The organism is Niastella sp. OAS944, assembly GCA_024809215.1.
Taxonomy (GTDB): Bacteria; Bacteroidota; Bacteroidia; order Chitinophagales; family Chitinophagaceae; genus Niastella.
Genome location: JANUBW010000004.1, coordinates 205143 through 230182 on the forward strand (window position 1 = coordinate 205143; position 25040 = coordinate 230182).

General features: G+C 44.2%; 17 protein-coding genes. 3 read left to right on the plus strand and 14 right to left on the minus strand.

From position 1 onward, the window contains the following. Positions 1-112: 112 nt before the first annotated feature. The 6 genes from GGD38_RS19270 to GGD38_RS19295 all read right to left on the minus strand — a co-directional run bounded on the left by GGD38_RS19270 (position 113) and on the right by GGD38_RS19295 (position 8883). Positions 113-1357: a FecR family protein gene (locus GGD38_RS19270; protein ID WP_375302019.1), complete on the minus strand. Its 1245-nt coding sequence runs from the start codon at positions 1355-1357 to the stop codon at positions 113-115. A gap of 98 nt (positions 1358-1455) precedes the next feature. Beyond that, a complete protein-coding gene (locus GGD38_RS19275) occupies positions 1456-2052 on the minus strand; it encodes an RNA polymerase sigma factor (protein WP_375302020.1) in 597 nt (198 codons plus the stop codon). Between the two features lie 358 nt (positions 2053-2410). Continuing rightward, the gene (locus tag GGD38_RS19280; RefSeq protein WP_375302021.1) at positions 2411-3472 is read right to left on the minus strand and encodes a response regulator; all 1062 of its coding nucleotides are present in this window, start codon (positions 3470-3472) and stop codon (positions 2411-2413) included. A 726-nt stretch (positions 3473-4198) separates the two neighbouring features. Continuing rightward, complete coding sequence (locus tag GGD38_RS19285) at positions 4199-7021, minus strand: FAD-binding and (Fe-S)-binding domain-containing protein (protein WP_375302022.1); 2823 nt, start codon at positions 7019-7021, stop codon at positions 4199-4201. Positions 7022-7561: 540 nt separating this feature from the next. Continuing rightward, positions 7562-7723: a hypothetical protein gene (locus GGD38_RS19290; protein WP_375302023.1), complete on the minus strand. Its 162-nt coding sequence runs from the start codon at positions 7721-7723 to the stop codon at positions 7562-7564. Positions 7724-7893: 170 nt separating this feature from the next. Then, a complete protein-coding gene (locus GGD38_RS19295; protein WP_375302024.1) occupies positions 7894-8883 on the minus strand; it encodes a hypothetical protein in 990 nt (329 codons plus the stop codon). A 283-nt stretch (positions 8884-9166) separates the two neighbouring features. Between GGD38_RS19295 and GGD38_RS19300 the strand changes: the two genes are divergently transcribed. The 3 genes from GGD38_RS19300 (at position 9167) to GGD38_RS19310 (ending at position 12814) form a co-directional block, all read left to right on the plus strand. Next, positions 9167-9682, plus strand: coding sequence for a hypothetical protein (locus tag GGD38_RS19300; RefSeq protein ID WP_375302025.1), 516 nt, complete (start codon positions 9167-9169; stop codon positions 9680-9682). A 120-nt stretch (positions 9683-9802) separates the two neighbouring features. After that, positions 9803-12079, plus strand: coding sequence for an FG-GAP-like repeat-containing protein (locus GGD38_RS19305; RefSeq protein WP_375302026.1), 2277 nt, complete (start codon positions 9803-9805; stop codon positions 12077-12079). Between the two features lie 291 nt (positions 12080-12370). Continuing rightward, positions 12371-12814: a response regulator gene (locus tag GGD38_RS19310; RefSeq protein ID WP_375302027.1), complete on the plus strand. Its 444-nt coding sequence runs from the start codon at positions 12371-12373 to the stop codon at positions 12812-12814. Positions 12815-12910: 96 nt separating this feature from the next. On the opposite strand, the gene GGD38_RS19315 is transcribed toward GGD38_RS19310, so the two are convergent. The 8 genes from GGD38_RS19315 to GGD38_RS19350 all read right to left on the minus strand — a co-directional run bounded on the left by GGD38_RS19315 (position 12911) and on the right by GGD38_RS19350 (position 24603). Continuing rightward, positions 12911-15943 (minus strand): glycosyl hydrolase, encoded by a 3033-nt coding sequence (locus GGD38_RS19315; protein ID WP_375302028.1) that lies wholly within the window; start codon positions 15941-15943, stop codon positions 12911-12913. Between the two features lie 14 nt (positions 15944-15957). Beyond that, on the minus strand, positions 15958-16878 hold the full coding sequence (locus tag GGD38_RS19320) for a glycerophosphodiester phosphodiesterase family protein (protein WP_375302029.1): 921 nt from the start codon (positions 16876-16878) through the stop codon (positions 15958-15960). A gap of 43 nt (positions 16879-16921) precedes the next feature. Continuing rightward, positions 16922-17518: a histidine phosphatase family protein gene (locus GGD38_RS19325; RefSeq protein WP_375302030.1), complete on the minus strand. Its 597-nt coding sequence runs from the start codon at positions 17516-17518 to the stop codon at positions 16922-16924. Further along, positions 17511-18968, minus strand: a complete 1458-nt coding sequence (locus GGD38_RS19330) for an FGGY-family carbohydrate kinase (RefSeq protein WP_375302031.1) — start codon at positions 18966-18968, stop codon at positions 17511-17513. Before GGD38_RS19330 ends, GGD38_RS19325 begins: the two co-directional genes overlap by 8 nt. 349 nt (positions 18969-19317) lie before the next feature. After that, positions 19318-20760 carry an FGGY-family carbohydrate kinase gene (locus tag GGD38_RS19335; RefSeq protein WP_375302032.1) on the minus strand — a complete coding sequence of 481 codons (1443 nt, stop codon included), beginning with the start codon at positions 20758-20760 and terminating at the stop codon, positions 19318-19320. Between the two features lie 8 nt (positions 20761-20768). Continuing rightward, on the minus strand, positions 20769-21770 hold the full coding sequence (locus tag GGD38_RS19340) for a 2-hydroxyacid dehydrogenase (protein ID WP_375302033.1): 1002 nt from the start codon (positions 21768-21770) through the stop codon (positions 20769-20771). A gap of 213 nt (positions 21771-21983) precedes the next feature. Beyond that, on the minus strand, positions 21984-23285 hold the full coding sequence (locus GGD38_RS19345) for an MFS transporter (RefSeq protein ID WP_375302034.1): 1302 nt from the start codon (positions 23283-23285) through the stop codon (positions 21984-21986). A gap of 316 nt (positions 23286-23601) precedes the next feature. Beyond that, positions 23602-24603 (minus strand): DUF6528 family protein, encoded by a 1002-nt coding sequence (locus GGD38_RS19350; RefSeq protein ID WP_375302035.1) that lies wholly within the window; start codon positions 24601-24603, stop codon positions 23602-23604. Between the last annotated feature and the right edge of the window lie 437 nt (positions 24604-25040).

Below are 25040 nucleotides of genomic sequence, written 5' to 3' on the forward strand. Positions count from 1 at the left end.
TTTACTTTCCGGCTTTGCCGGAATTATTGGCTTGATCCAAACGCTTTACCGTTCCGGCTCCACCCGGGACGGTTTTTGTTTGAACCAGTTCCTAGTTCATAGTTTTTAGTTCTTAGTTATGTACAATTAATCTATTTCCTTCTACGCGAAACTTAACTTTGCTAACTTCCAGCAATCGCAGCAATTCTGAAAGCCGGGCGCTTCTTTCAATACCGCCGGTGAATGTGCGTTGTGGAAGATCGCCTTCGTACACTACATCTACATTATACCACCTTTCTACCTGCCGCATGATGCTTTTTAGGTCAGCTTTGTTGAAAAGAGTAAATCCATTCTTCCAGGCCATTACGTCCTCCAAATCGGCGTCGTGAATCGTGAATCGTGAATCGGCAATAAATACAGCTTGCTCACCAGGTTTTAAAATTGCCGATTGCCGATTGCCGATTGCCGACTTCTGATTGCCGATTACCGGCGTCACTTTAACAGCGCCTTCCAACAATGTTGTCCTGGTAGATGGTTCATTTGAATAGGCATTCACATTAAAATGCGTTCCCAACACTTCTACATCCTGCGTGGGTGTTATTACATGAAATGGTTTATGGGCATCTTTGGCCACTTCAAAATAGGCCTCACCGGTAAGTTCTACCCGGCGATCGTTCCCAATAAAAGCTACGGGGTAACGGAGAGAAGAAGCGGCATTCAACCATACCCTGCTGCCATCGGGCAGCGTTAATTGGTATTGACCACCTCGGGGAATCACCAGGGTGTTATAAGCAAGTGGTGAGTGGTCGGTGGTGTGTGGGCCCGCAGCATTTTTTGCAGTTTTATCATACACAAGCTCACCGTTTTTCGTTTTTATTATTTGCGAACCGCCCTGTTGCGCAAGTTGACCATTAGCGGCGCTGTCGAGGGTAATTACAGAACCATCGGCCAGGGTGAGTGCCGCTTTATTGCTACCGGGCAATATATCGGCCGCTGAACGTTGTACCGGCTGATCATTTTTAGCTACCCCGTTTTTGGTGCTCCGGTTAATGAGCCAGTACCCCACTACACCAACGGCAATTACGACAATTGCGGCAGCTGCCGCCCGCATCCATAGCAATCTTTTAACCTGGCTTATATTAACCTGTTTTTCTCTCTTTGGCAGTACCGCCTGTTCAAACATATGCTCCCAGTCGGTTTCCGGTGCGCCGGCCACAGGTTGCAGCACTTCGTATTCGGCATCCATTAATTCTTCAACCAACGCCCGGTTCCCGGGCTGGGCAATACAGGCAAATAATTCCTGCATTTCCTGCTCGCTGCAGGTCTTTTGCAAATATTGCCTGAAGAGATATCGTATTCTATCGGTATTGACAGACATTTAATAAAGTATTGATGATTATAAGGTAATGGCTTGTACAGGTAGTACAGACAATTGGGAAAAGCCGTAGGACCGGCAAAAATGAAAATATTTTTTTGCTATACTAATTGCACACTATAGCTGGTAAAGATGAGAGCTGAAATAATGGGAGAATAATGTGCGAGGTAATCCCTGAGGTGTTTTAATATTTCAACGATGATATTCTTTACCCGGCTTTTCGATAATCCAAGCCGGTTGGCAATTTCTTCGTGCGAAAGCCCCTGTTCGCGGCTTAATGCAAAGATGGTTTGCCGTTGTGGCGATAGCTGGCTTATTGCTTTATCGATCAGTTGGCGGCATTCCTGCGCCTGCAACAATTCTTCCGTAGCATTATCATGCTGCGATACATTTACCCATAGCTGGTGCAGCAGGCGGCGATCGCGGGCCAGCCGGGTTAAATGATTCAACGTTTTATTACGGGCAATGGTGTAAATATATTTTGCCGGGTAATCAACCGAGGCAAGGCCGACGCGGCTTTCCCATAATTTGGCAAATACATCCTGTACAATTTCTTCGGCATCAACCCGCGAATGGGTCATTTGAAGTACAAAAGAGTACAGCTTTAATTTGTATTGATCGAATAGCTGCCTGAAAGCAGGCTTGTCGCCATTGGCCACCAGTTGTAATAATTCCCTGTCGGTATATCTGTTCTCCAATAGCAATCAGTGCGTAGTTATTTGTTTAGTTTGGTTTGTGCCTGACTAAGATAAACATAAAATATTGCATTCGCGTACTCAGCACAAAATGCATATTGCAATCGTTTGCGCTACAAAAACTCATTTCCTTAATAACAATCATAAATTGAAGTGATGGTCATCATAAAAAACTATCCATACCTGTTATACATTCGCATTACGGGTTTTTCATAGGATATTTAAAAAATCAGATCGAGGCTCCGGTTTTCCGGAGCCTCCTTTTTTTGTGTATACCACAAAAAGCAAAAGCCCTTTTGTAAAAGGGCTTCCTACTTTTTAATAATTTTATTAATCTACAGGTAAATACTGAAAGCAACAGCTAGTTCAATAAATTCTCGAGTTCTTTTTCATTTAGAATGGTAATATAACCGTCATGTATATCGATGAGTTTTTCACTTTTAAATTCACTAAGCGTTCTGATCATAGAAGCGGTGGCTGTACCTGCAATGGCGGCCAGGTTCTCGCGACTTAAATTAATAGAGCATTTGTATTTTCTGTTCACCGTAATGAGTGCGTCGGCTACTTTTTTACGGAGCGAATTATAAGCAAGCCCCAATAGCAGTTGTTCTTTTTCGGTAATGTTCTTCGCCAGCATGGTCATAAAGCGGGTCACCATTTCGCGGCGGGTGCTCATCAATGCATCAAACTCATCTTTGGGAATAATAGCCAGTTCGGTATTCTCCATGGTTTCGGCCCGTTCTTTATAAACAGTGCCTTCGAGTAAGGCAACATAACCCAAAAAATCGCCTTCGCCATAAATACCAACAATCAGTTCTTTGCCTTCTTCATTTGTTTTATACGTTTTTACTTTTCCTTTCTTTATATAATACAATCGTGCGGGGCGGTTGCCTTCAACATAAATGATCTGTTTTCTTTTGTATTTGCAAACATCACGATTGTCTGATAAAAGACTGAGTATATCTCTTTCATTACAGCTCTTCGACACTTCATTCATAAAATGATCGTTACCGTTTAAAGCTGTATCATGTTGTACATAATCCTGCTTAAACCATTCAGCCCTTTTGAGGCGGCATTCAATGGCTTGTAATAATTCCGTTTTCTCAAATGGTTTGGTAATATAATCATCGGCGCCCAAGGCCATGCCCTTTCGCATTTCTTCGCGCTCTGCGCAAGCCGACATGAAAATAAATGGTGTGTTGCGAATGGAGGGATTCTTATGTATCAGGTGCAGAACGCCAAAACCGTCTAATTGCGGCATCATAACATCGCATAAAATGAGGTCTGGTTTCTCTTGCAAAGCGATCTCAATTCCAATTTTCCCATCTTCGGCAGTAAAAACCTTGTAATTAGCCAACTCCAAGATATCCGCAATTGTCTCCCTGATTCCGGCATTGTCTTCAATAACAAGAATCTTTTTCATGTTTGGTTGAGTTTTAAAGTAAATAAAGCTGGTACCATGCTATGGCGAGCACAGTTTGAAAAGACATAGTCTTCGTTGGAACAAATATGTATATGGATCCGGATGGATAAGGTGCTGGTAAGAGCTGCTTTTGGAGAGTTGTTCAATAGCGGGGAGAAAATAATCTCAACTGTTCACTGAAATGAAAATCAAAACAGTGATACTACAATTAAACCTGCCAAGGATTTGGTTAACATTAGAGCAAATGAATCAGATGGACTTCTCTTTTAAAGATAACGTATTTCATACATTAATCCCATCCCATTCATATTTTTTTTATTAATTCTTCAGGTATTGATTAAACATTTTACAAATAAATCTGGATCAATTTTCAGGTAAGACACGGAAGGGAAATGCAAAGTTGCATCAATTCATTTTTTTTATCATCCTGTTCTATAAGGTTTGAACAGCTATAAAAAGTATTTTTCTATCTATAAGTTTTGCACCACAATGTTTCTACATTATTCATGTAGCAAAGAGTATAAATGATTACACTAACAAGAAATTACTATTAAGCAATTATGAAGAAATGAGTAAGACCTGTAAGGTCCATCATATAAACTCAAACTAACAGCAGTTCATTTGGACCTGACAGGTCTGCTCTTAAGGTCGACCTGTCAGGATCGCTTTTGCCTAATAATTTAGCAAGCTCAAATAGCGAACCTTACAGGTCGACTCCAGCATGTTTTATTGTGTTACCTCATCTAATAAATACAATATTGACCGGTAATTCTTTCCAGTAGCATCGGCCATTGCCATTTCACAGGTTTTAGCAGTGGAATAACAATCAGTGATGTTTGTGCCATTTACTTCTCCGGCTTCGGCACGAGTGGCTGAAGCCGTAAGGCCCGGATAATAAAAACCACGGTCACCGGCCATACCACAACAACCTGCCGTACTTGGAATAACAGGATTTTCAACGGTGTAGGCAGCCAATTGCGCCAGGTTCTTATTCAGGTTCATTTTATACAACGAACATACCGGATGAAATACTGCTTTGTCTTTCTTTTTGGTAATGGTAAGCCTTGGTAATAATATATCGGTTGCAAATTGAAGGCTGTCAATGATCTGTAGCTTATCAAAACGCTGCTGATTTTCGGGGCTCAAATGCGGCCGGCATGTTTGCAGCGAATGTGTACACGAAGTAATGTCGAGCACAACAGGCAGGGCGCCCTGTTTGCTCCATTCCCACAGGGTATCGATGGTCTTATTTACAAAGAAGCTGTACGCGGGGGTAAAACCTTTTGATGAAAAAGGCTGGGCGCAACAGGTGCCGGTTAAATTAGCAGGTATTAGCAAATTGACTTTGGCCTTCTGCGCCAGCCGTTTACATACATCTACAATGGACTCCTGCTTTTCTACATCTTTACCCATGGTTCTGCTGATGCAGGAAACAAAATACACCACATCGGCCTTTTGCGGCAATTGCGCCTTTACCATCACAGGCGCCGTCAATTGCTCGGGCCATAAAGGAAATGCGGGCGCTATCTTGCGCATACCGCTGGTAATGTTGAACATCGCTTTCTTCCCAAACACACTGTTCACCAGCTTCCCGCTGCGCAAACCGGTTTTTATAAGCCGCTCAACCAAACCAAAGTTCTTAGCCACCTGCATGGCAATGGCGTTACCGGTTTTTGAATGGTTTTCTTTTCTTAACCGCTTTACCAGTTCGCCCGTATTGATGGCAACGGGGCAATCGGTGGCGCACATGCCATCTACTGCACAGGTATCGAGCCCGTCGTATTGATAATCTTTTAAAATGCTTTTATAAGTTGCGGCATCACCGGCCTTTTGCAATCGCGATAATGAGCGACGCAATACAATACGCTGGCGGGGCGTAAGCGTGAAATGCCGGCTGGGACAACGGTTCTCGCAATAACCGCATTCAACGCATTTGTCAACCTCCTCTTCTACCACCGGCATGGACTTCAGGTTCTTTAAATGACACTCATGATCGGGATTGATGATGACACCGGGGTTCAAAATATTATCGGGGTCAACCAGTGCTTTCAATTCCTTCATAATGGCATACCCTTCCTTACCCCACTCCTGCTCAACATATGGTGCAATTTGGCGGCCCGTGCCATGTTCGGCTTTCAGCGCGCCATCGTATTTGTTGATCACCAGGTTGGCCAACTCATCGTTAAAAGCGCCAAAAACGGCTATTTCCGCCGGCGTGTCAATAGACTGCGACAACAAAAAGTGCAGGTTTCCTTCCTTGGCATGACCAAATACTATAGCATCGAAATATTTGTATTTGATAAATAGCTTTTGCAGGTCCTCAATGCAATCGCCCAACCGGTGTACCGGCACGGCAATATCTTCCAACATTACAGAAGTGCCCTTTTGCCTCACCGCCGCCACCGAAGGATACATTCCTTTGCGCAGCTTCCAGTAATTGGCCTGCACCGCCTCATCGGTACTGAACTCAGTTTTATATGTAATAGGTAATGCATCGATGAACTTCCAGGCGCCGGCAAGCTTTTGCTGCAAACCGGCTTCTGTATCGCTTTGATATTCGCACAAAATACCTGCGCTGTTTTCGGGTAATGTTTTTAAAAAGGCCGGCGCACCGTACAGGTCTTCAATGGAATGAATAGCGGCGCGGTCCATAAATTCAAGCGCCTCGGCATCGCTTTCGCGTAAGGCCGGAATGGCATTACAGGCTGCGGCCGGCGTGGCAAAAAACAATAAGCCGGTACTTTTATAGGGTTTGTCGGGAATGGTGTTCAACACCGCCTCGGCGATAAATGCCAGCGTACCTTCTGCCCCAATGAGCAAATGCGCCAGCACATCGAGCGGATGCTCGTAATCGAGAAAGGCATTGATGCTGTAACCAACGGTGTTCTTTATTTTATACTTGTCCCTTATTTTGGTAGTAAGCGCCGGGTTCTCCTGAATACGTTGCTTTAATTGTTGAATACCCGCAAATAATTGTGGCTGAGACGTTTCAAAACGTTGGTAGTCGCCGGCATTTTCCGTATCGAACACTTCGCCATTGGGCAAAACAAACTTAATGTGTTTCACCGTATGGTACGAGTTGTTGACCACTCCGCAGCACATACCGCTTGAGTTGTTTGATAAAATGCCACCCATCATGGCGGCATTGATGGAAGCCGGGTCGGGACCGATCTTCTTTTTATACTTTTTCAGAAAATGATTCACGCGGCTGCCCGTAATACCGGGCTGCACCCGCACAGCGCCGCCTTCCAGTTCTGCCTTTATCAATGGCCAGTTGCGCGACAGATCTACAAGGATACCTTCAGTTACCGACTGGCCCGATAAACTGGTGCCACCGGTGCGAAACGTAAGCGAGGTATTGTGTTGTTTGGCGAACCGGAACAAAAACTGTACTTCTTCAATGTTTATAGGGAATACTACAGCCTTGGGCACCAGCGTATAAAAACTGGCGTCTGATGAATATGCATGCAGGTCAATCAGACGTGTTTTTAACCTGTCTGCCGGGAATTTTGCTGCCAAAGCCTGTTGTAATTGCGTTTCCTTTGTCATAGGGGTAATTGCTTCCCCCGCAAGTTACGCCATAGCTACGGAACGCCGAATTTGAAACACAGAACAATGTAATAATCAGGGTTTCAGTGATATAGATTAAAACTAATGGATGGTTGCAAGAATCGGCAACCGGCAATCGATAATCGGCAATAGAACCCCAAATCCGGTGCTCGCTACTAATAGTTCCCGGTTCCCGGTTTCCTGTTTCCTTAATTTCGGGACTCGCGACAACTTGCATGCTTTGCTTTGTAAGTTGTTCAGTTGGTCAGTTATTCAGTTGTTACTAATTGCTGTTTTCGCGAGGTTTAAGGGTGGAAATGATCCATTGCAAGCCTGCCGGGCGGTATAAGTTTCGGCAAAGGTGCCTTTGTTTTTCCCGCACAACCTATTGTAATCCGACTCCGAATCGTTGTTTCGTTACAATGGAGCGTAAGTAGCTTACTTTGATCAGTTGCAAGCTTGCAATGGACCGTTGGTAAGCTACAATGAAGTAATGTTAGCCAACAACGGTCCTTTGCAGCCCTGCAATAACCTTTGCAGTCACTGCAACGACCATTGCAAAGCAACAACGGTCCATTGTAAGCCAACAATGGTCCGTTGCAACGCAACAATGGACCATTGCAGCTTGCAATTGGTTTGCAAATCACTTACAATGACCATTATCTCATTGCAATTATCAATTGTAAGCGACTTCAATGTCATTGTAAGCTTGCAATTGCGAAATTACACAGAGCAACGCTCCGAAGTTGCGTAGCAATACTCCGTTGTAACGTAGCAATGGTCCGTTGTTGCGAAGCAACGACGGAATTAAAAATACCGATAGGTATATTATGAGTTATAATACCCCGGTTCGTTTAGCAAATCGATTGTGGCTATGGGCGGTAGTAATATTTTTCGGTATAATTATATGTAGTGGGCGACACCATACCAATAGTTTGCTTCCAGGCTACTGAACTCAAATTACCATTGGCATCAAAAGTATTGGTATAAGAATATGTGGTTGAATTGCCATATTTTTCAGACAGCAACACATTACCCGTAACAGTATTTATGGTAGCCAGGGTTGAACGAAAGGCAAATAATTTTGATCGGGAAAACCATAACAGGTCGGTAGCCCATTGTTCAAGGAATTTATGAAGCTCTTTTGGCGTTTCTGACGCCCGCTGATACGTATATACATAAGGCGTATTAGTATTCCATTGATAAGTATTAGTAGTTATATTACCAGCAGCATCATATTCATATTTATTCTGGCTGCTATCGAGCCTGCCCGCAGCCGACCAATTACTATATCTTTTCTCATAAACAACCTTATCATTCACCAAACCCACCTGGTAAAAATCCTGGGCATCGGTATATTTTTCAGGATGTTTGAGTGTAGAATCAAGATACGTGACGAAAGTAGTATCACCCCGTTTGTCGTACTTTACTGAACCTTCACTGGCGGGCATTAAGCCATTCTTATACCCAGACAGCACTTTTACCACTTTGCCACCGGCATCACGTACAAACTCCATACGGCTAATGTATAACCGGTTATAATTAGATATCTTTTCATACAATACCAGCTTGTTTTGGCCATCGTACGTATATGTTTCAACTGAAGTATCCTTATTTACACCCTGAATACCATATGACCTGAAGACAATTTTATTGTTTACAGAATCGATAACTATTTCAGTGCTGTCTGAATTATTATAACTACTGCCATTGGCAATCGAAGAATACACTACTGTTTTTAACTTAAACCAGTCGCGGGTATTCGAATTCGCCGGCGGGTTATCGTTATTGTCATCATCATTTTTGTTGCAGGAAATAACAAGAAGGCAAAGGCCCATGAGAGCCAGATAAATGCTTTTCATGATCTAATAAATTGTTTAATGTGCGCCTGATCTGGCATTATAGTACGATAATTACAGGAGCGGATCTTTTAAGAATATGCAAAAATAGTGCGCAAATACAAAAATATTACCATCAAATACTAAATTTTTATTAATTACAACCCTCGCATTCTGCGCACATCCATGCACTTATGCCTCGCATACACAAGCTCGTATAAAGATTACATTTAAAAATATGCATTACCGTTTGCTCTATTTTTTTTAAATTCAGTAAAATTTCCACCTGAAGAAGTTTGCCGCCATAATGTTGCTTACCATACACCTGTTTAACCTAACGGGGTATACGCTTTTGTTTGATTATTTCATTCAGCGGTCAGATGAGCAACTGATACATCAATTAGATGCGCACCAATACGATGATCATGAGCTGCTTGAAGTAAAAATAGCATTACACACGCCCTATCTTAGCAGCTGGAGCGATTATGAACGGGTAGATGGCGAAGCGGAAGTGAATGGTATTTATTACACTTATGTAAAAAGAAAGATCCACAACGATACCCTGTATCTGTTGTGTTTACCTAATAAAAATAAAACCCAGTTAAACGCCGCACGAATTGAGTATGCGAACAAGGTACAGGATGTACCCGTTAATGCTAAAAGCACCCTTAAAAAGAATCCGGCCGGCTTCGAGTACCAACAACCGGTAGCGCAGTTTTTTGTAAGAACGATCACTACCACTTCCCGGCAGCCGTTCCATCATCGGGCCATTTCGGTATCACAGTCATTTATATCCGCCCCCTATCATCCTCCCCGGGTATAAGCGTAACATTCGCTTATATAATTACACTAACCCGGCGGGGAGAAACATTCCCCAGCCCCATTACTAACTTATAGCTTGTTATGAACCATCTATTCATGACGAGTAATAATATATTCTTCCATGACCATTGCCTTTTCCAAAACAAGGCTGGCTATATTCTTATGGCCGGCCATTTGTTTTATTTCAGGCTGCACATCACAAACAACGCCCAATAAAGAAATGATCAGCCTGCTGGCAGGCATTGCAGCCACAGAAAATGACTTCCACAATACATTTGCACCGGAAGCAAAAATAAAATTTTGCGACTCATTACTGAAAGCTTCAGCTGTTTATGCCGATTCGGCCACTGCCCTGTTTGGTATGGCCAATACCCTGCTGGAACTGGGACAGGAAGAAAAGGCCATTACCATTTTTGAAGACATGCTGAAGCGACTGCCCTACTGGATGGCAGACAATAGCAGGCCATTAATAATGAAAGCCCTGGCCATAGCCTATCTGCGCCTGGGCGAACGAAAGAATTGCATTTACGATCACACCGGGGAATCGTGTATTTATCCCATTGCAAATAAAGGCATACACAAACACAAAGAAGGCGCAGAGAAAGCCATTGAGCTGTATAAATCATTGCTGAAATACGATGCCAATGATTTGGAATCGCGCTGGCTGCTGAATATAGCGTATATGGCAACAGGCGGGTATCCATACAATGTACCACAGCAATATTTACTTGAATTAACAACACCCGATACCAGTTGCTCCGTAAAGCCTTTTACCGACCTGGCCGGCAAACTGGGTCTCAATATAAAGAACCAGGCCGGCGGCAGTATTGTTGACGATTTTAACAACGATGGTTATGTTGATATTGTTACCAGCAGCTGGTCGCTATACGAAGGCATGCATTATTTTGTTAATAACGGCAACGGCACTTTTAAAGATATGGCTGCAGCCGCAGGTATTAATGAGCTTACCGGTGGACTAAACCTGCAGCAAACCGATTACAATAATGATGGCTGGAAAGATATTTTTGTGCTGCGCGGCGCCTGGCGCGGAAAGTTCGGCAAAGAGCCCAACTCTTTATTGCGGAATAATGGTAATAGCACATTTACCGATGTAACCAAAGAAGCCGGACTGCTCTCCTTCCATCCCACACAAACCGCCACCTGGGCCGATTTTAACAACGATGGCTGGCTCGATGTCTTTATTGGCAATGAAAGCGTAAAAAGCGACATCAACCCCTGTGAGTTTTACATCAATAATAAGAACGGCACTTTTACAGAAATATCAGCCAATGCCGGCTGCGCCATTATTGAATTTGTAAAAGGCGTAACCTCCGGTGACTATAATAATGATGGTTTCATGGATATTTTCCTTTCTACACTGAATGGCAAAAAGATCTTACTGAAAAATGAGGGCCTGGCAAATGGCGCCCTTCATTTTAAAGATGTATCATTTGATGCGGGGTTAACCAATAACTTATCAGGCACTTTCACTACCTGGTTTTGGGATTATGACAACGATGGCTGGCTCGATATACTGGTAAGCAGTTATGAATTTACCAAATCACTTTCCTGGTACGCGGCGTCTGAAGCGCTGCGCAACCCGACTGGCAATTCCGGTCACATTTTTCTCTATCGCAATAACCACGATGGAACATTTGAAGACGCATCAGAAAAGACCGGCTTACACAACATCGCCTTTTCTATGGGTGGTAATTTTGGCGATATTGATAACGATGGCTGGCCCGACATCTATTTAGGTACCGGCAATCCGCAATACACCTCGCTGGTGCCAAACAAGCTCTTCAAAAATATCGGCGGCAACCGTTTTGCCGACATTTCTATTCCTTCGCGTATGGGCAACCTGCAAAAAGGACATGGAGTTTCATTTGCCGACCTCGATAATGATGGCGACCAGGATATTTATATTGATATGGGTGGCGCCTATGTGGGTGATGCGTATGATAATGCATTGTACGTTAATCCCGGGCAAAACAACAATCATCAATTGACCATTTCGCTGGAAGGAAAACAATGCAATAACGCGGCCATTGGCGCCAGAATAAAAGTGGTATTTACCGACAATGGCGTCAAAAGGGCAGTTTTCCGCGATGTAAATTCAGGAGGAAGTTTTGGTGCTAACCCATTACGTCAGCATATTGGTATTGGGCAGGCCGCCAATGTAGAAGAAATAGAAATACAATGGCCCGGCAACAAAACAACCCAGGTATTTAAAAATGCGCCGGCAGATGCCATCATTAATATTATACAAAACGAACCTGCGTTCACTATTACACGTTTAAAAAAATTCAATTTTCAAAGCATAACACCGAATACGATAGATTGTTTTCCGGAAACAAAACTGCCTAAAAATCACCCAATTAAAGCTGCTAAATTATAGCCCGGTCAAAGTTTGGCAAAATGATTGCTATATGTTCCGCGGAAAGGGGCCAATCTCATGCACCACATCTCCGGTCCTGCCATGCTATAACCAATTCTGATTAGTCAAAAGGCAACAACAGGCACTGTCAACATAGTTGACAGCATGCCCTGATGTATTCCGTTATTACCCTACAAATTCATTTTACAACCAGCATGCAATACCGGTAAAAAAACCGGTAAATGGAAGTGATTATGCAATTAAACCTGCATGCATTACTTTCATCCAATTGCAAACTTTTTATTATTCAATATGCAGCGTGAACCAACGACGATACTTTACATTGATGACGACCAGGATGATCTGCTGATCTTCGAAGAATCTGTAAGTTCTTTGTACCCCAACGTTACGTTGTATAAGGCACAAAGCAGCGAAGCGGGGATCCAGATATTAGATCAGCTGGAAATGGAAAGTAAACCTTTTCCATCGCTGATCATGATAGACATGAATATGCCTAAGATGAATGGCCGTGAAACCCTGCAGCATATACGCAATAACAAGAAGTGGCACGATATTCCGGTAGCCATTTTCACCACCTCTGCCAATAAAGAAGATATTGAGTTTTGCCGAAGTTTTGGCTCAGCCTGTGTTACCAAGCCGATGAGTTTTTCGGATTTCAGCACTACTCTCCAAAGGTTATTTAGTCATATAATACCCCCAGGCCCGCTGAATGGGGAAGTAAGAAGTACGAAATAAGAAATAAGAGGAGCTTGAATTTCGCAAAGTGTCAGTAATCGCGAGGCTCAAATGTCGGGTTCTTCATACATCCTACTTCATACCTCCTACTTCTTTTTACTTTGCTTCGACAATCACCACCGGACCAAGTAAGCCCGACGACATAAGAGGCGCATCTTTTTTGAATACTATATTCGTACGGGTGAGCCTTTTTTCGGGTGGCAATGCGGCATCGCCAATAAGGCGGTTGGGCCAACAGTTAACAACCACTATCTCCAGCACATTACCTGTTGACTTTAATAAGTCATGGGCAGGTACGCGCCAGGGCGCCGTCCATAAAATGCCCAGCTTTTTGCCATTCAAGGTTATTTCTGCAATATTCTTTACTACACCTAAATCGAGGTGATAGAGTTTTCCCTTTTGAAAATCCGGTATATCGAAATGTTTTACATACCGGGCTTTACCCGAGTAATACTTAATGTTCTCTTCGGGCCGTTGGATCCAGTCCTCTAATTTATTGAACTGAATACTGGCGGGACCGCCCCATTCTGTATCGAAGTGTACCGTCCAGGCACCGCTTAACTCCTGTACAGGCATCATAGGCCGCAGCAAATTGGTTACGGGTGTTGTATACTTATCTTTAACATCGGGTTTTCTAAATATTATAAACCACGATTGAAACGGCGCGAATGACAGTTCGATCTTTGTGTGATCTCCTACTACCTTATAATCCGCTATTTTACCCGCCTCACCAATAGTTGCATCCCATAACTCAGGCGTTTTGCCCGTTACCCTAAAACTGCAAACAGCTTTTTCTTCGCGGTTGTTCCTGTTGGTAATAAAATAGATGTCGGTATCGCCTACGCTGCGGTGAATAAAATCAATATACGCATTTTCATTATCGTAAATAAAATCAGGCCTTATCCCTTTTTCGTTCAGTATATCTTTTACAGGCATATTCCAATAGATCTTCCCCTTGCCATACACCTGCTGTTTTACGGTTACGCCATCACACTTACCCCACACGGCGGCTGCCAGCTCCTTTACCTGAACATCACATTGCGGGTAATTTTTCAACCCGCTGTCTTTTTCGGGTTTGGGACCAATTACCGTTGCGCCTGCAGCAACCAACTCCTTTATTTTCTTTATAACAGGCACGGGCATGTTCGTATTTTCAGGAAGCACCAGTACACGATAGCTCATACCATCGGGCAGCACAAGTTTGCCGTTTTTAACGCTTAGCCTGGTAAGCAGCACTTCTTCATTGCATACATCGTAATCGTATCCCTTACCAACAGAAGGGTCAATATGTTTGGGCAGAACGATGTTTGGCGTAACATCGCCGTTATAATATAAAATATCAGCTACAAACAACCCTTGCTGTAACATGTACTGGCAGCGGCTGATATAATCAAGAAAAGCGCCTGCCTGCGGCCACCAGGTTACATTGGGATTGAAATGTGTGCCCGCACCGTATTCATAACCCGGCTTTCCATCCTGCGGCCGTGTAGCCGTTGTTGTATGAAAAAGAAAACGATTCACGCCCTCACAGAAGGCACGGTCGGCCGCCTGTTTCATATTACCGGGATAATCGTACCAATGACGGAATGAAGTGAATGCTTCTGCCGAAACCGTTTTCTTACCATAAATATGCGCAGCAGAAGCTGCCATTTTGGTCACTTTGTTTTGTCCTTTTTCGAGGCGCGTAACCCCATAGCCCAACTTGTCATCAAGACCACCTTCCTCATCGTGTTTGGCACCCAGCCAAAACTCGCCCTGCGGTCTGTCGCTACGGCCCAGGTTCTTTAATGCATCCATACACATGGTGCCCGAGCGACTTGGCCCGGCTGCTTCATTCTGCACCTCTATACCATTCTTATGACACAGGTCGGCAAAATGTTTATAATGTTCATCGGCCAAACAATCGGCTACAGTTTTGCGATAGTCGTTCAGCCAGCGGTCGCTTTGTTCTACACTGCCAATAATATAACCATTCAAAACGGGCAGGTAAGGCGTGGGATCATAACCCCGGTATTTCCTGAATTGGGCAATAATATTTTCGGTCCAGTTAGGGAAACCATCCTCAAAACTATCATCACATAAATACACCAGTGTTTTACCGGCCAGGTCGCCGGCTTCCTGTAATAAGATCTTTCCTAAATTCTCAAACTGTATATCAACACCGGTATGGCTTAACCAGTCAACCGATAAGCCACTGGCTTCGGGTTGCGCTATCATTACTTTGGACCCCGTCATGCGATGACCGGTGCGAATGATGGTCCACTCACCGGCAGGCACATCCCAATCGAACTGCCCATCTGCGCCTACCTTAGCGGTAAGATCGATGACCTTATCGGGTGCAACGGGCTGGTCGCCGGGCATGGTTTCCCAGGGTGTTGACACAGGCCCCATTACATCATTGGCTTTTATAAAATTGCTGGCATCTTTGCGGTTGGTTTTGGCCGGGAACAGTGCGGCGCGTTTGTCGGTCTTTAGCGGATTGCTGTTAGCGCCGGCAGGAATGGCTACAATAGCCGTATCGCGGTAATCGATTTGCTCCAGCGGAAGGTCGATATATTCTTTCCAGCCGGGTGCATTCACCAGGTTATCGTATCCATCGCGGTTTCCCGGCAACGGTAGTTTACCGGAGAACTTTTGCGGACCGGTTACTGTAATTTTTGATTGAAGAAACCAGCGGCAGGCATGTTGCGGCGGCACCCAGGGGCCACCCATACACCAGCCCGAGCTCATGTTCACCCCCATTTTTAAACCAAGGCGGTTACACTCCTTCAATGCATGGCGATACAACTCTTTCCATTGGGGCGAAAGAAACAAAGCGCCTTGTGGTACTTTAGCGCCCCCCAATCCATCTGCCGAGTTTATCATCAACACCTCACCCATTCCCTTAGCCTTAAACTCAGTAAGGTCGCGGGTAATGCCTTCTTTATCCATCAGCCCGTTAAACCACCACCAGTAACCACCTGGTTGAAAAGGCTGGCCGGGTTTACCGAATGTTTCTCTTAGGGTAGAGAAGGTTGGCGTTGTAAATCCACTTTCATTTACCCATTGAGTAAGACCACTTTTTACGGCAGCTAACTGTAAACCGGTAAGTCCGGTGAGGGTTATAAACTTTCGCCTATTAAGATTCATAAACTGTTCGTGAGTTATTTCTTTCCAAAAAACTTCTTCTTATCAGTCTTAGCCGGTTGTAAAGATTTAACAGCTGCCGCCGCTTCAATGGCGCGATCCGCTTCAATAACATCGGCGCCGCTTTTGATGATCTGCGCATAGGCCCTGGCGCGCTCTTCAACAGTTGGCAGTTTATCGTAAACAGGGGCAGTAGAGATCATACACATAACGCCGCGCTGGTGCAACAGATCGAAGATCTCTTTATTTTCGGGTTTATCCTGTGGTCCCACATAAGCCATGATCTGCGCCCAGGGAATACCCGCCTTCTCATATTCTTCCATAGCCTTTTTTGTTTTTACAAAAGCTTCAAACATCACCTCTTTATTATCGTCGTAATAGAATTTAGCCTCTTTGGCATTGTGCACAGTGATCATAACCCATGCCTCGGCATGATGCTTTTTTATAAGCGCCGCCGTTGTGGTGAACGGCACATCTTTTTTATCGAGAATAAGCACCGTTTTCCCCTTGGCCCAAATAATGGCTTCTTCCAGCGTAGGAATATGAAACGGCGTTTCATTGCCATTCACATCTTTCAACTTCAGCTTTCTTACTTCTTCAAACGTATATTTATTTAACTTACCATGCCCGGTGGTAGTTCTGTCGAGGGTATCATCGTGCAACAGCACCACCACACTATCTTTTGTTAACCGGGGGTCTATTTCAAAAGTAGCGGGCGTAAATGACAATGTATTCGCCATTGCCTCTATACTGTTCTCGGGGGCATTTTTATCGGGGCCGCCGCGGTGACCGCTGATCAATGGAATATCGTTACCGGTATATTTAAAATAGCCCTGCAATTGCTTTGGCGTGCTGATCTTTAACACATTTAACTTACCCTGCTGGCCAAATGCCTGTGTAGAAATAACGAGCGTGGCAGCAACTATGAGTTGTCGCATTTTTTTAGAAAGCACCATAGTAAATATTTTTTTAGCTAAGCGATCAGAATTTTGAATTAAGGTGGCGTAATACAAATTCACCATCAGGCTCCAGCGTAAACATGCTTGGCAATGCATTCTCCATAAAGAACCGGCGGTAATTGCTTAATGGCATTCCCAGTTTATGCGACAGGTACAAACGGTTCACACCATTGTGCGCCGCTACCAGAAAATTACCTGAGCTGTATTGTGTTTGTAATGATTGAAAGAAATCATCAACCCGTTGTACGATCTGCGCACCGGTTTCACCGGTGCCCCCTGCCCTGTTATTGGCAGGGTCGTTCATCCAGCTGGTCCACAGTTGCGCATTTTCTGCAACAAACTCTTCTTTTGTTTTTCCTTCCCACATTCCAAAATCGGCTTCTATAAGACGATCATCTTTTATAACAGTGGCGCCACTGGCAATTTGTGCCGTAGTGTGCGCACGTTGTAATGGGGAAGAAAAAACAGCATCCCATTTTATTGAAACCAATTGCTGACGCAGGGTTTCAGCCTGCTTTAATCCTTTTTCGGTTAATGGAATATCCGTTCTTCCGCAATACCGGTTGTTATCGGCATTCCAGGCAGTTTCACCATGCCTGATCAAATAAATATTAAGCATATTGTGTTTTGCTGATATAGCCTTTTGAGGCCAGCAGCTCTAAAAATTGCTGATAATTGTTTTGATAAATAGCCGCCGCATCTGACTGCGGATACACTTCTTTTTCAATTTGCGTCAAAGCTTTGGCGGCTTCGGTCAATGTCGCAAAATGCGTTTGTGACGCGGCAATGATAGCGGCCCCTACAGCACCGGTAACATGTTTCATTTTATAAACCGGCAGTTGCAGCACATTGCTTCTTATTTGTAGCCATACATCGCTGTTACTACCGCCACCAGCCGTAAATACAGCCGACACTTTTTCGCCCGACAATTGCTCTATCACCTCAAACGCATATTTTTCTATATACGCCACGCCTTCCATGCTGGCTGCAAATAATTCAGCATGCGATAAACCCTCGGGATGAAAACCTGTTGCCTGTGGTGCAATAAACGGAAACCGTTCGCCCTGTTGTTTTAATGGCCAGGCCAAATGTTTTGTAGGCACCAGTGTAGCGGCTTTCGCTGTCAACTCTTTTAGGTCGGTGCCAAAGTCACGCGTTACCCAATCGGCCCCGGTATTGCTGGCCCCACCGGGCATCCAATATCCTTCGGGATGACGATGGCAATACAAACGCCCATGCGGGTCATTGATCTCCTGTGTGGTTACGCCTTTTACTACCAGCGTTGTTCCAATAGTGGTGTTCCAGTCGCCTATTTGAACAGCGCCCGATGCTATTTGTGCCGCACAACCATCCGTCATACCTGCTACTACCTGTATGGTATGGGGCAATCCCAATTCGTTAGCCAGTTCGGGCAATATAGTGGCAATGGTTGTACCTGATGGCTGTACTGTTTGTAACCAGCTTTTTTGAATGGGCAACTTCTCCCAGATGTATGATGGCCATTCTGTTTTACGAACATCGTAACCCGATTTCAAAGCATTGGTAAAATCGGTAACATCATAGCGGCCGCTTAATTTACCAATAATATAATCGGCTGCATGAATAAACTTTCCCAATTGTTCAACCTTACCGGGATACCGGTTAATGAACCATAACATTTTAGGCAAACCGCTGCTGGCGTTAAATGCAGTATAGCCATTGCTATGTTCGGCCAGCGCCACTTTTTTACAATAGCTGGCTTCTTCTGCCGACCGCGGATCACTATACATGATGGCATTATGCATCGGCTGGTTGCTTTTATCGATGGGAATAATTGTGCCTGAAGTTGAAGTAACGGAAATGGCTACTATATCGGTGGCATTTATTTGCGACTTTACCTGCGCCATTACCTGTTGCAGGCACAACAAACAATCCTGCCACCATTGCCCGGGCGATTGTTCTTCGCGCGATTGATTGCTTAACGGAAATGCCTGTTCACCACTACCCAATACCTCACCGGTTACATCAATCAATACTGCACGTGCGCCCTGGGTACCTACGTCTATGCCTATGAAATATGGACTATTCATGAATGTTTACGTTAAATTGGATGCTGGTTAGTTTTAAGAATCTGTTTCAGGTTACAAGTTTCAGGTTCCAGGTGCCGGTTACCGGTTGCAAGGAAATACAAAATACAGGCTGGAGCAATTGACTCTTAATCAATGGGTGCAAAGTTCGAGTCTCTGCGGGGACACAACTACGTAAAACCTGTCAGGATCGCGTCAGCTACCTTTTCTTTCAAGACCCGATGGCGAACCTTACAGGTCTTCCCGACGGCTGTTTTCCTCTATCAACTCTATCAACTCCATCAACTTTTCAACCATTAATCAGCGTGCTGCACAGAGAACATCCTTGTCAACCTGTCAACTTGTTAACTTGTCAACTGTTCCTAAAGAAACTCCTCGTCTTCTTCCACTCCTTGTAAAGCGCCGCATAATACTGCTGTTGCTGCGGATGAATGACTTCAATGGTATCGTCAAATTCCACGGTCGCTTTTAAAGCTTCATTACATATAAGGGCGCCGCCGATCACTGATGATTGTTCGAAACCTTTACGTACCTGCACTTTCTTATTGAGCAAACCGGCGAGTAATGTACGAAGCGCCACGCTTTGCAACCCGCCGCCGCAGGCCCACACATAATCGGGATTATGACCAGCCACTTCACATAATATTTTATAATTCTCTGCAATGGAACAGGCAATATCAAGTATGGTAGCCCACACAAAATGTCCGCGTGTTAATTGATGCGATACCGGCGTAGGGAAAATAAAACCTCCTTTTATCAACGGCGTTTTTTCATCGGCTACCAGCGAACCCAACGACGCCATACAAAATGCATCTTTGGTAACTGCCAGCTCCTGCTCTATCACCGCATAACTTTCATTAGGGTAAAAGATCTCTTTCAGGCGTTGAAAGTTCAAACCCGTTACACCGGCATTGGCTTCAAACACCAATCGGTCCTGCACAATGTCGCGGCTCGTCCAGGTACGCTGATGTGCATCCAGCATATAGGTATCAACCAGCTTTACAATAGGTGTTGTAGTGCCCGATACTATTACAATATCTTCCACTGCTGGTTGCGTGCTCTTAATGGCAAGTTGCGTATCGCCACCGCCGGTAACCACAACAGCTTCTTTTGAGATCTGGAACGATTCGGCAATAGCCGGCAATATGGAGCCCAATATTGTTCCTGAGTTTTTCAGCTCTGGTAATAAGGAGGGGTCAAGACCGAACAGGTCGCACAGATCGTCGCTCCACTCGCGCTTCTCCACATCATATAATAAAGTTTCTGAAGCCTGCGAATGTTCATACTTTACTACACCGCTCAATTTGTATTCAACCCAATCGCTGATGCTTACAAAACTTACACAGTTTTGCCACACTTCTTTCCAGCGTTTTTTTATACCGAGTAATTTAAAGGCCGAGAACAACGAGGTGGGATACCTACCGGTGAGTTTATATACGATCGTTTTATCGGGCAGAATATCTTCCCACTCGCGGCCGCGGTGATCGATATTGGGCAGTCCCACCAGCGATTCACCATTCTTACCCAACAACACAATGCCTTCGCGCTGGCTGGTGCCTGTTAATGCACGCACCGTAACACCGGGCAATGATCTTATTACTTCATTTGCCAGGGCCGTTACCTGATTCCATAAGGCATTGGCATCAAAATACAAGGCATCGGGATACTTTTCATCACGAACGTATTGAATATCTTCCCGGGCAACACCCAACACGGTACCATTGGCGCTTGTTGCCGCCACGCGTACATTGCCGGTGCCGATATCTATTATTATATATGCTTCTTTTGCAGTCATGGTATGCTTTATATCTGTACAGTAAGTAATTCTTTATTGGCCAGTCTGGCGCCGGTCTTTTTATTATTCACGTACCAGTCAACCAGCGTTTTATTTAAAATGGTCACATGATGATCTTCCACTTCAAAAGTTGCACCTGCAATATGCGGCGTTGGCAGCACATTGGGATGATCGATGATCTTATAATCAATTTCATCTGGCGGCTCATTGTCGAACACATCTAATATAGCACCGCGGATCTTATTTTCTTCCAACACGCGCAACAGGTCTTCGCGTTTTACCACTACCGCCCGGGCCGTATTTACAAATATGGCTTCGGGTTTCATTTTCGATAGCAGCGAATAATCGATCAATCCTTTTGTTTGTTCCGTTACCGGCAAATGTATTGATACTATATCGCTGGTAGCAAACAGTTCTTCCAACGAAACCGACTTGTACGCTTCATCATGCGTGGTCACATACGGATCGTAGAATTGTATAGGGCACGGATAATCTTTTAACATACCGGCAATAAGCTGGCCAATGGCGCCAAATCCAACCATACCCACTGTTTTACCCGCCAGTTCGGTTCCTTTGAACTGAAGGTACGAAGTATGTGCACCCGCGGCCCAATTGCGCCCTCTTAACCATTCAATACCCGCCAGTGTATTACGCATAAAAGTGATCACGTTGGCAACAAACATTTCGGCCACTGCCTGGGCATTACGCGCCGGCGTATAAAAAACAGGAATACCGTGTTTGGTGGCTGTTTCTATAGCAACGTTCGAAGGGGTGCCCCGACATACGCCAATAAACTGTAAATGAGAATTGGCGTTGATCACTTCAGCAGTTACGTGATCGTGCTCGGTGATCAATGCATCGGCTGCTGTAGACTGTAACAGTGCCGTTAACTCATCGGCATAATAAGCACGGCCATGTGGTTTCCAGGGCCTGTAAATTACCTCACCAAAATGTTCCTGCAATGTTATTAACCCGTTATCATTATACGGCGCCGTCACAAGGATCTTCATAATGTATGTTCTTTAATTATTATTTCTGTTGTTATAGTTAGTTTCTATTATTGGGTGGAATCGGCAAACGTGAAACGTGAAACGGCAAACGGCCGCTCAATTTCGAGGCTCGCGTTTTGTTGGTGATCAGCAATTAATTTGGGGCGGCGCAAATTCGTAAGTGAATCTAGGAAATTTGCGAGCCCTTTCACGTTTCACGTTTTACGTTTTACGTCAATTCTCCAGCTTGAGTTTTTCCATTTCAACCTGCACACTCTCACTCTTCACATGATGTAAAGTTTTCGCATTATCGGGCAGGGTAATAAATTTGGTAAGCACCGCACTAATGAAATACAAAATGGCCAGGATCCAGATAATACCTTCATTACCCACAGCTCCATAAAACAAACCCACCAGCGCAGGGCCAACAAAAACCGGCAGGCCTGCACCCAAATTCAGGATGGCAATAGCAGCACCTTTATCCTTCTTCACCAATGAAGGCACCAATGCCGATAAAGGAACGTAACCAGCCAAACAGGCGCCCCATAAAATACCAGCCGTTAATACTACAGCAAAATTGCCCGGTACCGCCTGCGGTATATAATACAGCAACAGTGTTGTAATGGCGCAACCAATGCCGCCAAACCACATAATGGTATTGCGCCAGCCAAAGCGATCGCCCACAAAACCAAAAATGAGATTGAAGATGATGTTACTTGTAAAGATGGTGCCCCAGATCTTTAACCAGGTGGTAGTATCGAAACCATGTTTTTCCATGTACATGGGAAGAAATACCGGAAACGCAAATTGCGCCGTTGTGTTAATTATGCGTACTATTCCGCCAAGAAGCACTTTAGGCTCTTCTTTTACAATGACCAGTCCCTTCATTAGCTCGCGGGCCTTACTGTTAGCTTCATTGCCATTTGAATTGGGTTTGAAGGCGGCCCTGTTTAACACCACGGCAAAGAAAGCGCCGATAGCCACCCAAAACACCGAGCTCCATAACGTATCGATCTCGCCCAACTTTTCAATGGCCCAGCTTGAGTAGAAGGCGCCAAGTACATTCAGTCCGCCAGTGAACACAAACCAGAACCAGCCCACAGCACGCCCCAGTTTTTCCTTGGGACTTTGATACGCGATCCATACCATAAATGAGTAAGCGAATAAAGGATAACCAAAGCCACGTAATGCATAGGTTACGATCATAACAGGGAAATTAAGGTGGGCAAGGCCATAGCCTACAAAGCCACAGGTACCGGCCAGGTATAAGAACAAACCAGCCAGCATGATCTTCTTGGGACCAAACCCTTCGGCCAGCACACCCGAGAACCAGGCCGAGATGGCAACAGTAATTCCATAGGCGGTGAACAGTGAAGCATTTTGTTCAATGCTCATGCCTCGTGTTTTAAGGTATGGGCTCAACCAGCCTGTTTCCATACCATCGCCCATCATAAATATGAGTATACCTACATAGCCCCAGAGCAGGGACATTGGAATGCCGGTTTTGTCGGCGAAAGATTTTTTGGCAGCAGTCATTAGTATATCGTTGTGTTTGTTTTGAATATAGACTTATTGGTTTTAACTGTCAGTTTCAGGTTGCAGGTTGCAGGGTGAATCGTGAAACGTGAAACGGCAAACGTGAAAGGGTCGCTTAATTTCCAGACTCACGCTGTTGTCGGCAATCGTGAATCGGCAATCGGCAATAAAGTCAAACTAACCTTGTCAACTTGTCAACTTGTTAACTCGTCAACTTGCCTTTATCACCTCTATCAACCTTTCAACTTTTATGCATTACGTCGCACAGAGAACAACCTCGTCAACTCGTCAACCTGTTAACTCGTCAACTAGCAACCTACTTGCACAAATGCACCACACTATCACTATCATAACTAAAAGAACAAGGCAACAACCACCTACCCTTATACGCCTTCAACCCATTTAACTGATACACTGTATTCCCCTTCATATCAATCACTTTATCATTGTACCATTGTTTATCGCCATCGATGGATTGTAACAAAATGGCCGGGTATTTTTCGTTAGGCCCCGATGAAACACTTTTTACTCGTGGCAGGTCGCTTTGTTCTGTTACCGCTTTTGTACTTACATTAATAGCCCAGATCTTATTACTTGTTGTTAACCACAATGAGTCTTTGCCATATAACGGAAAAAGATCGTGACTACCACTAGCCGGCAGCGTTGTACTGTCTTTCAATGTTAGATCGGGTGCAGCACAATTGAAATTATAAGTAAAAGCGTACAGTTTGTTTTTGGAAGCAGTGAACAGCAGTTGCCGTTTTTTATCCCACACCACATTATGCGCATCTGCCACGGTGATCTTTTTGGTGTAACCACTAAATGGATATGCCGTTGTATCGGTCTTAAACAACATTAAATAATTGCCGGTGCTGGCTGCGATCACAATATTACCATCGGGTAATACTTCGGCCGAATGCACATTACCATTACCCGCATAGGCATAAAAGACAGTTTTCTTATCGGCTATTCGTATCAATGCCACACCGCCGGTTGATGCATTGGCTAAAATGTACTTATTATTATATACCGGTTTGGCGTCGCTCATATTTACAAACCATTTCACATCGTTGACGCCTACATTCGATTTTTCGGGCAACCACTCCCACACAACTTTATTACTGTCTACATCGGCAATGGCTACGCGGTTTACACTTTGATCGGCCAGCACTATTTGCCGAACAGTTTTCGGCGGATTGTTAACAGTAGAATCACCACCATTTTCGGGCGGATCGCCACCGCCGGATTTTGAACATTGAATGGTTATAACCGCTACCAGGACTGCCAGGGCCAACATTTTACAAGGATTAGTTTTCATAAGCTTAATTGTCTCAATCGCTTTAAATTTTGTTTAATAGTTTAAAATGGAACTGCGATTATCTACAATTGACTGCCATTTCAACCAAAAAGTACTAGACAACCTTATAAAAGGCTGGCTAAAACGGGCAACCCTGCCTGGTAATGTGTAAATCCTGACGCCAAATTAAACAAAATTTGCACTATTTAAACAAAATTCAACCTAAATTAATATTTTTAAACTTTAAATTAAACCCATTTAATCACCCAATGGGTTATTTTGATGTTATCTCTATTTAAAAAATTAAAGCATCTGTAACCTTTTTACATAAACTTAATAGCTTTGTGAAATACAAAAATTCCAGAAACCAAATACCAGGAACCAAATAATAAAACCCAAATCCCAAAATTCATCCAACTTTTTAATTCAAACTAATTAGCTAAAAATTCGGGCATATG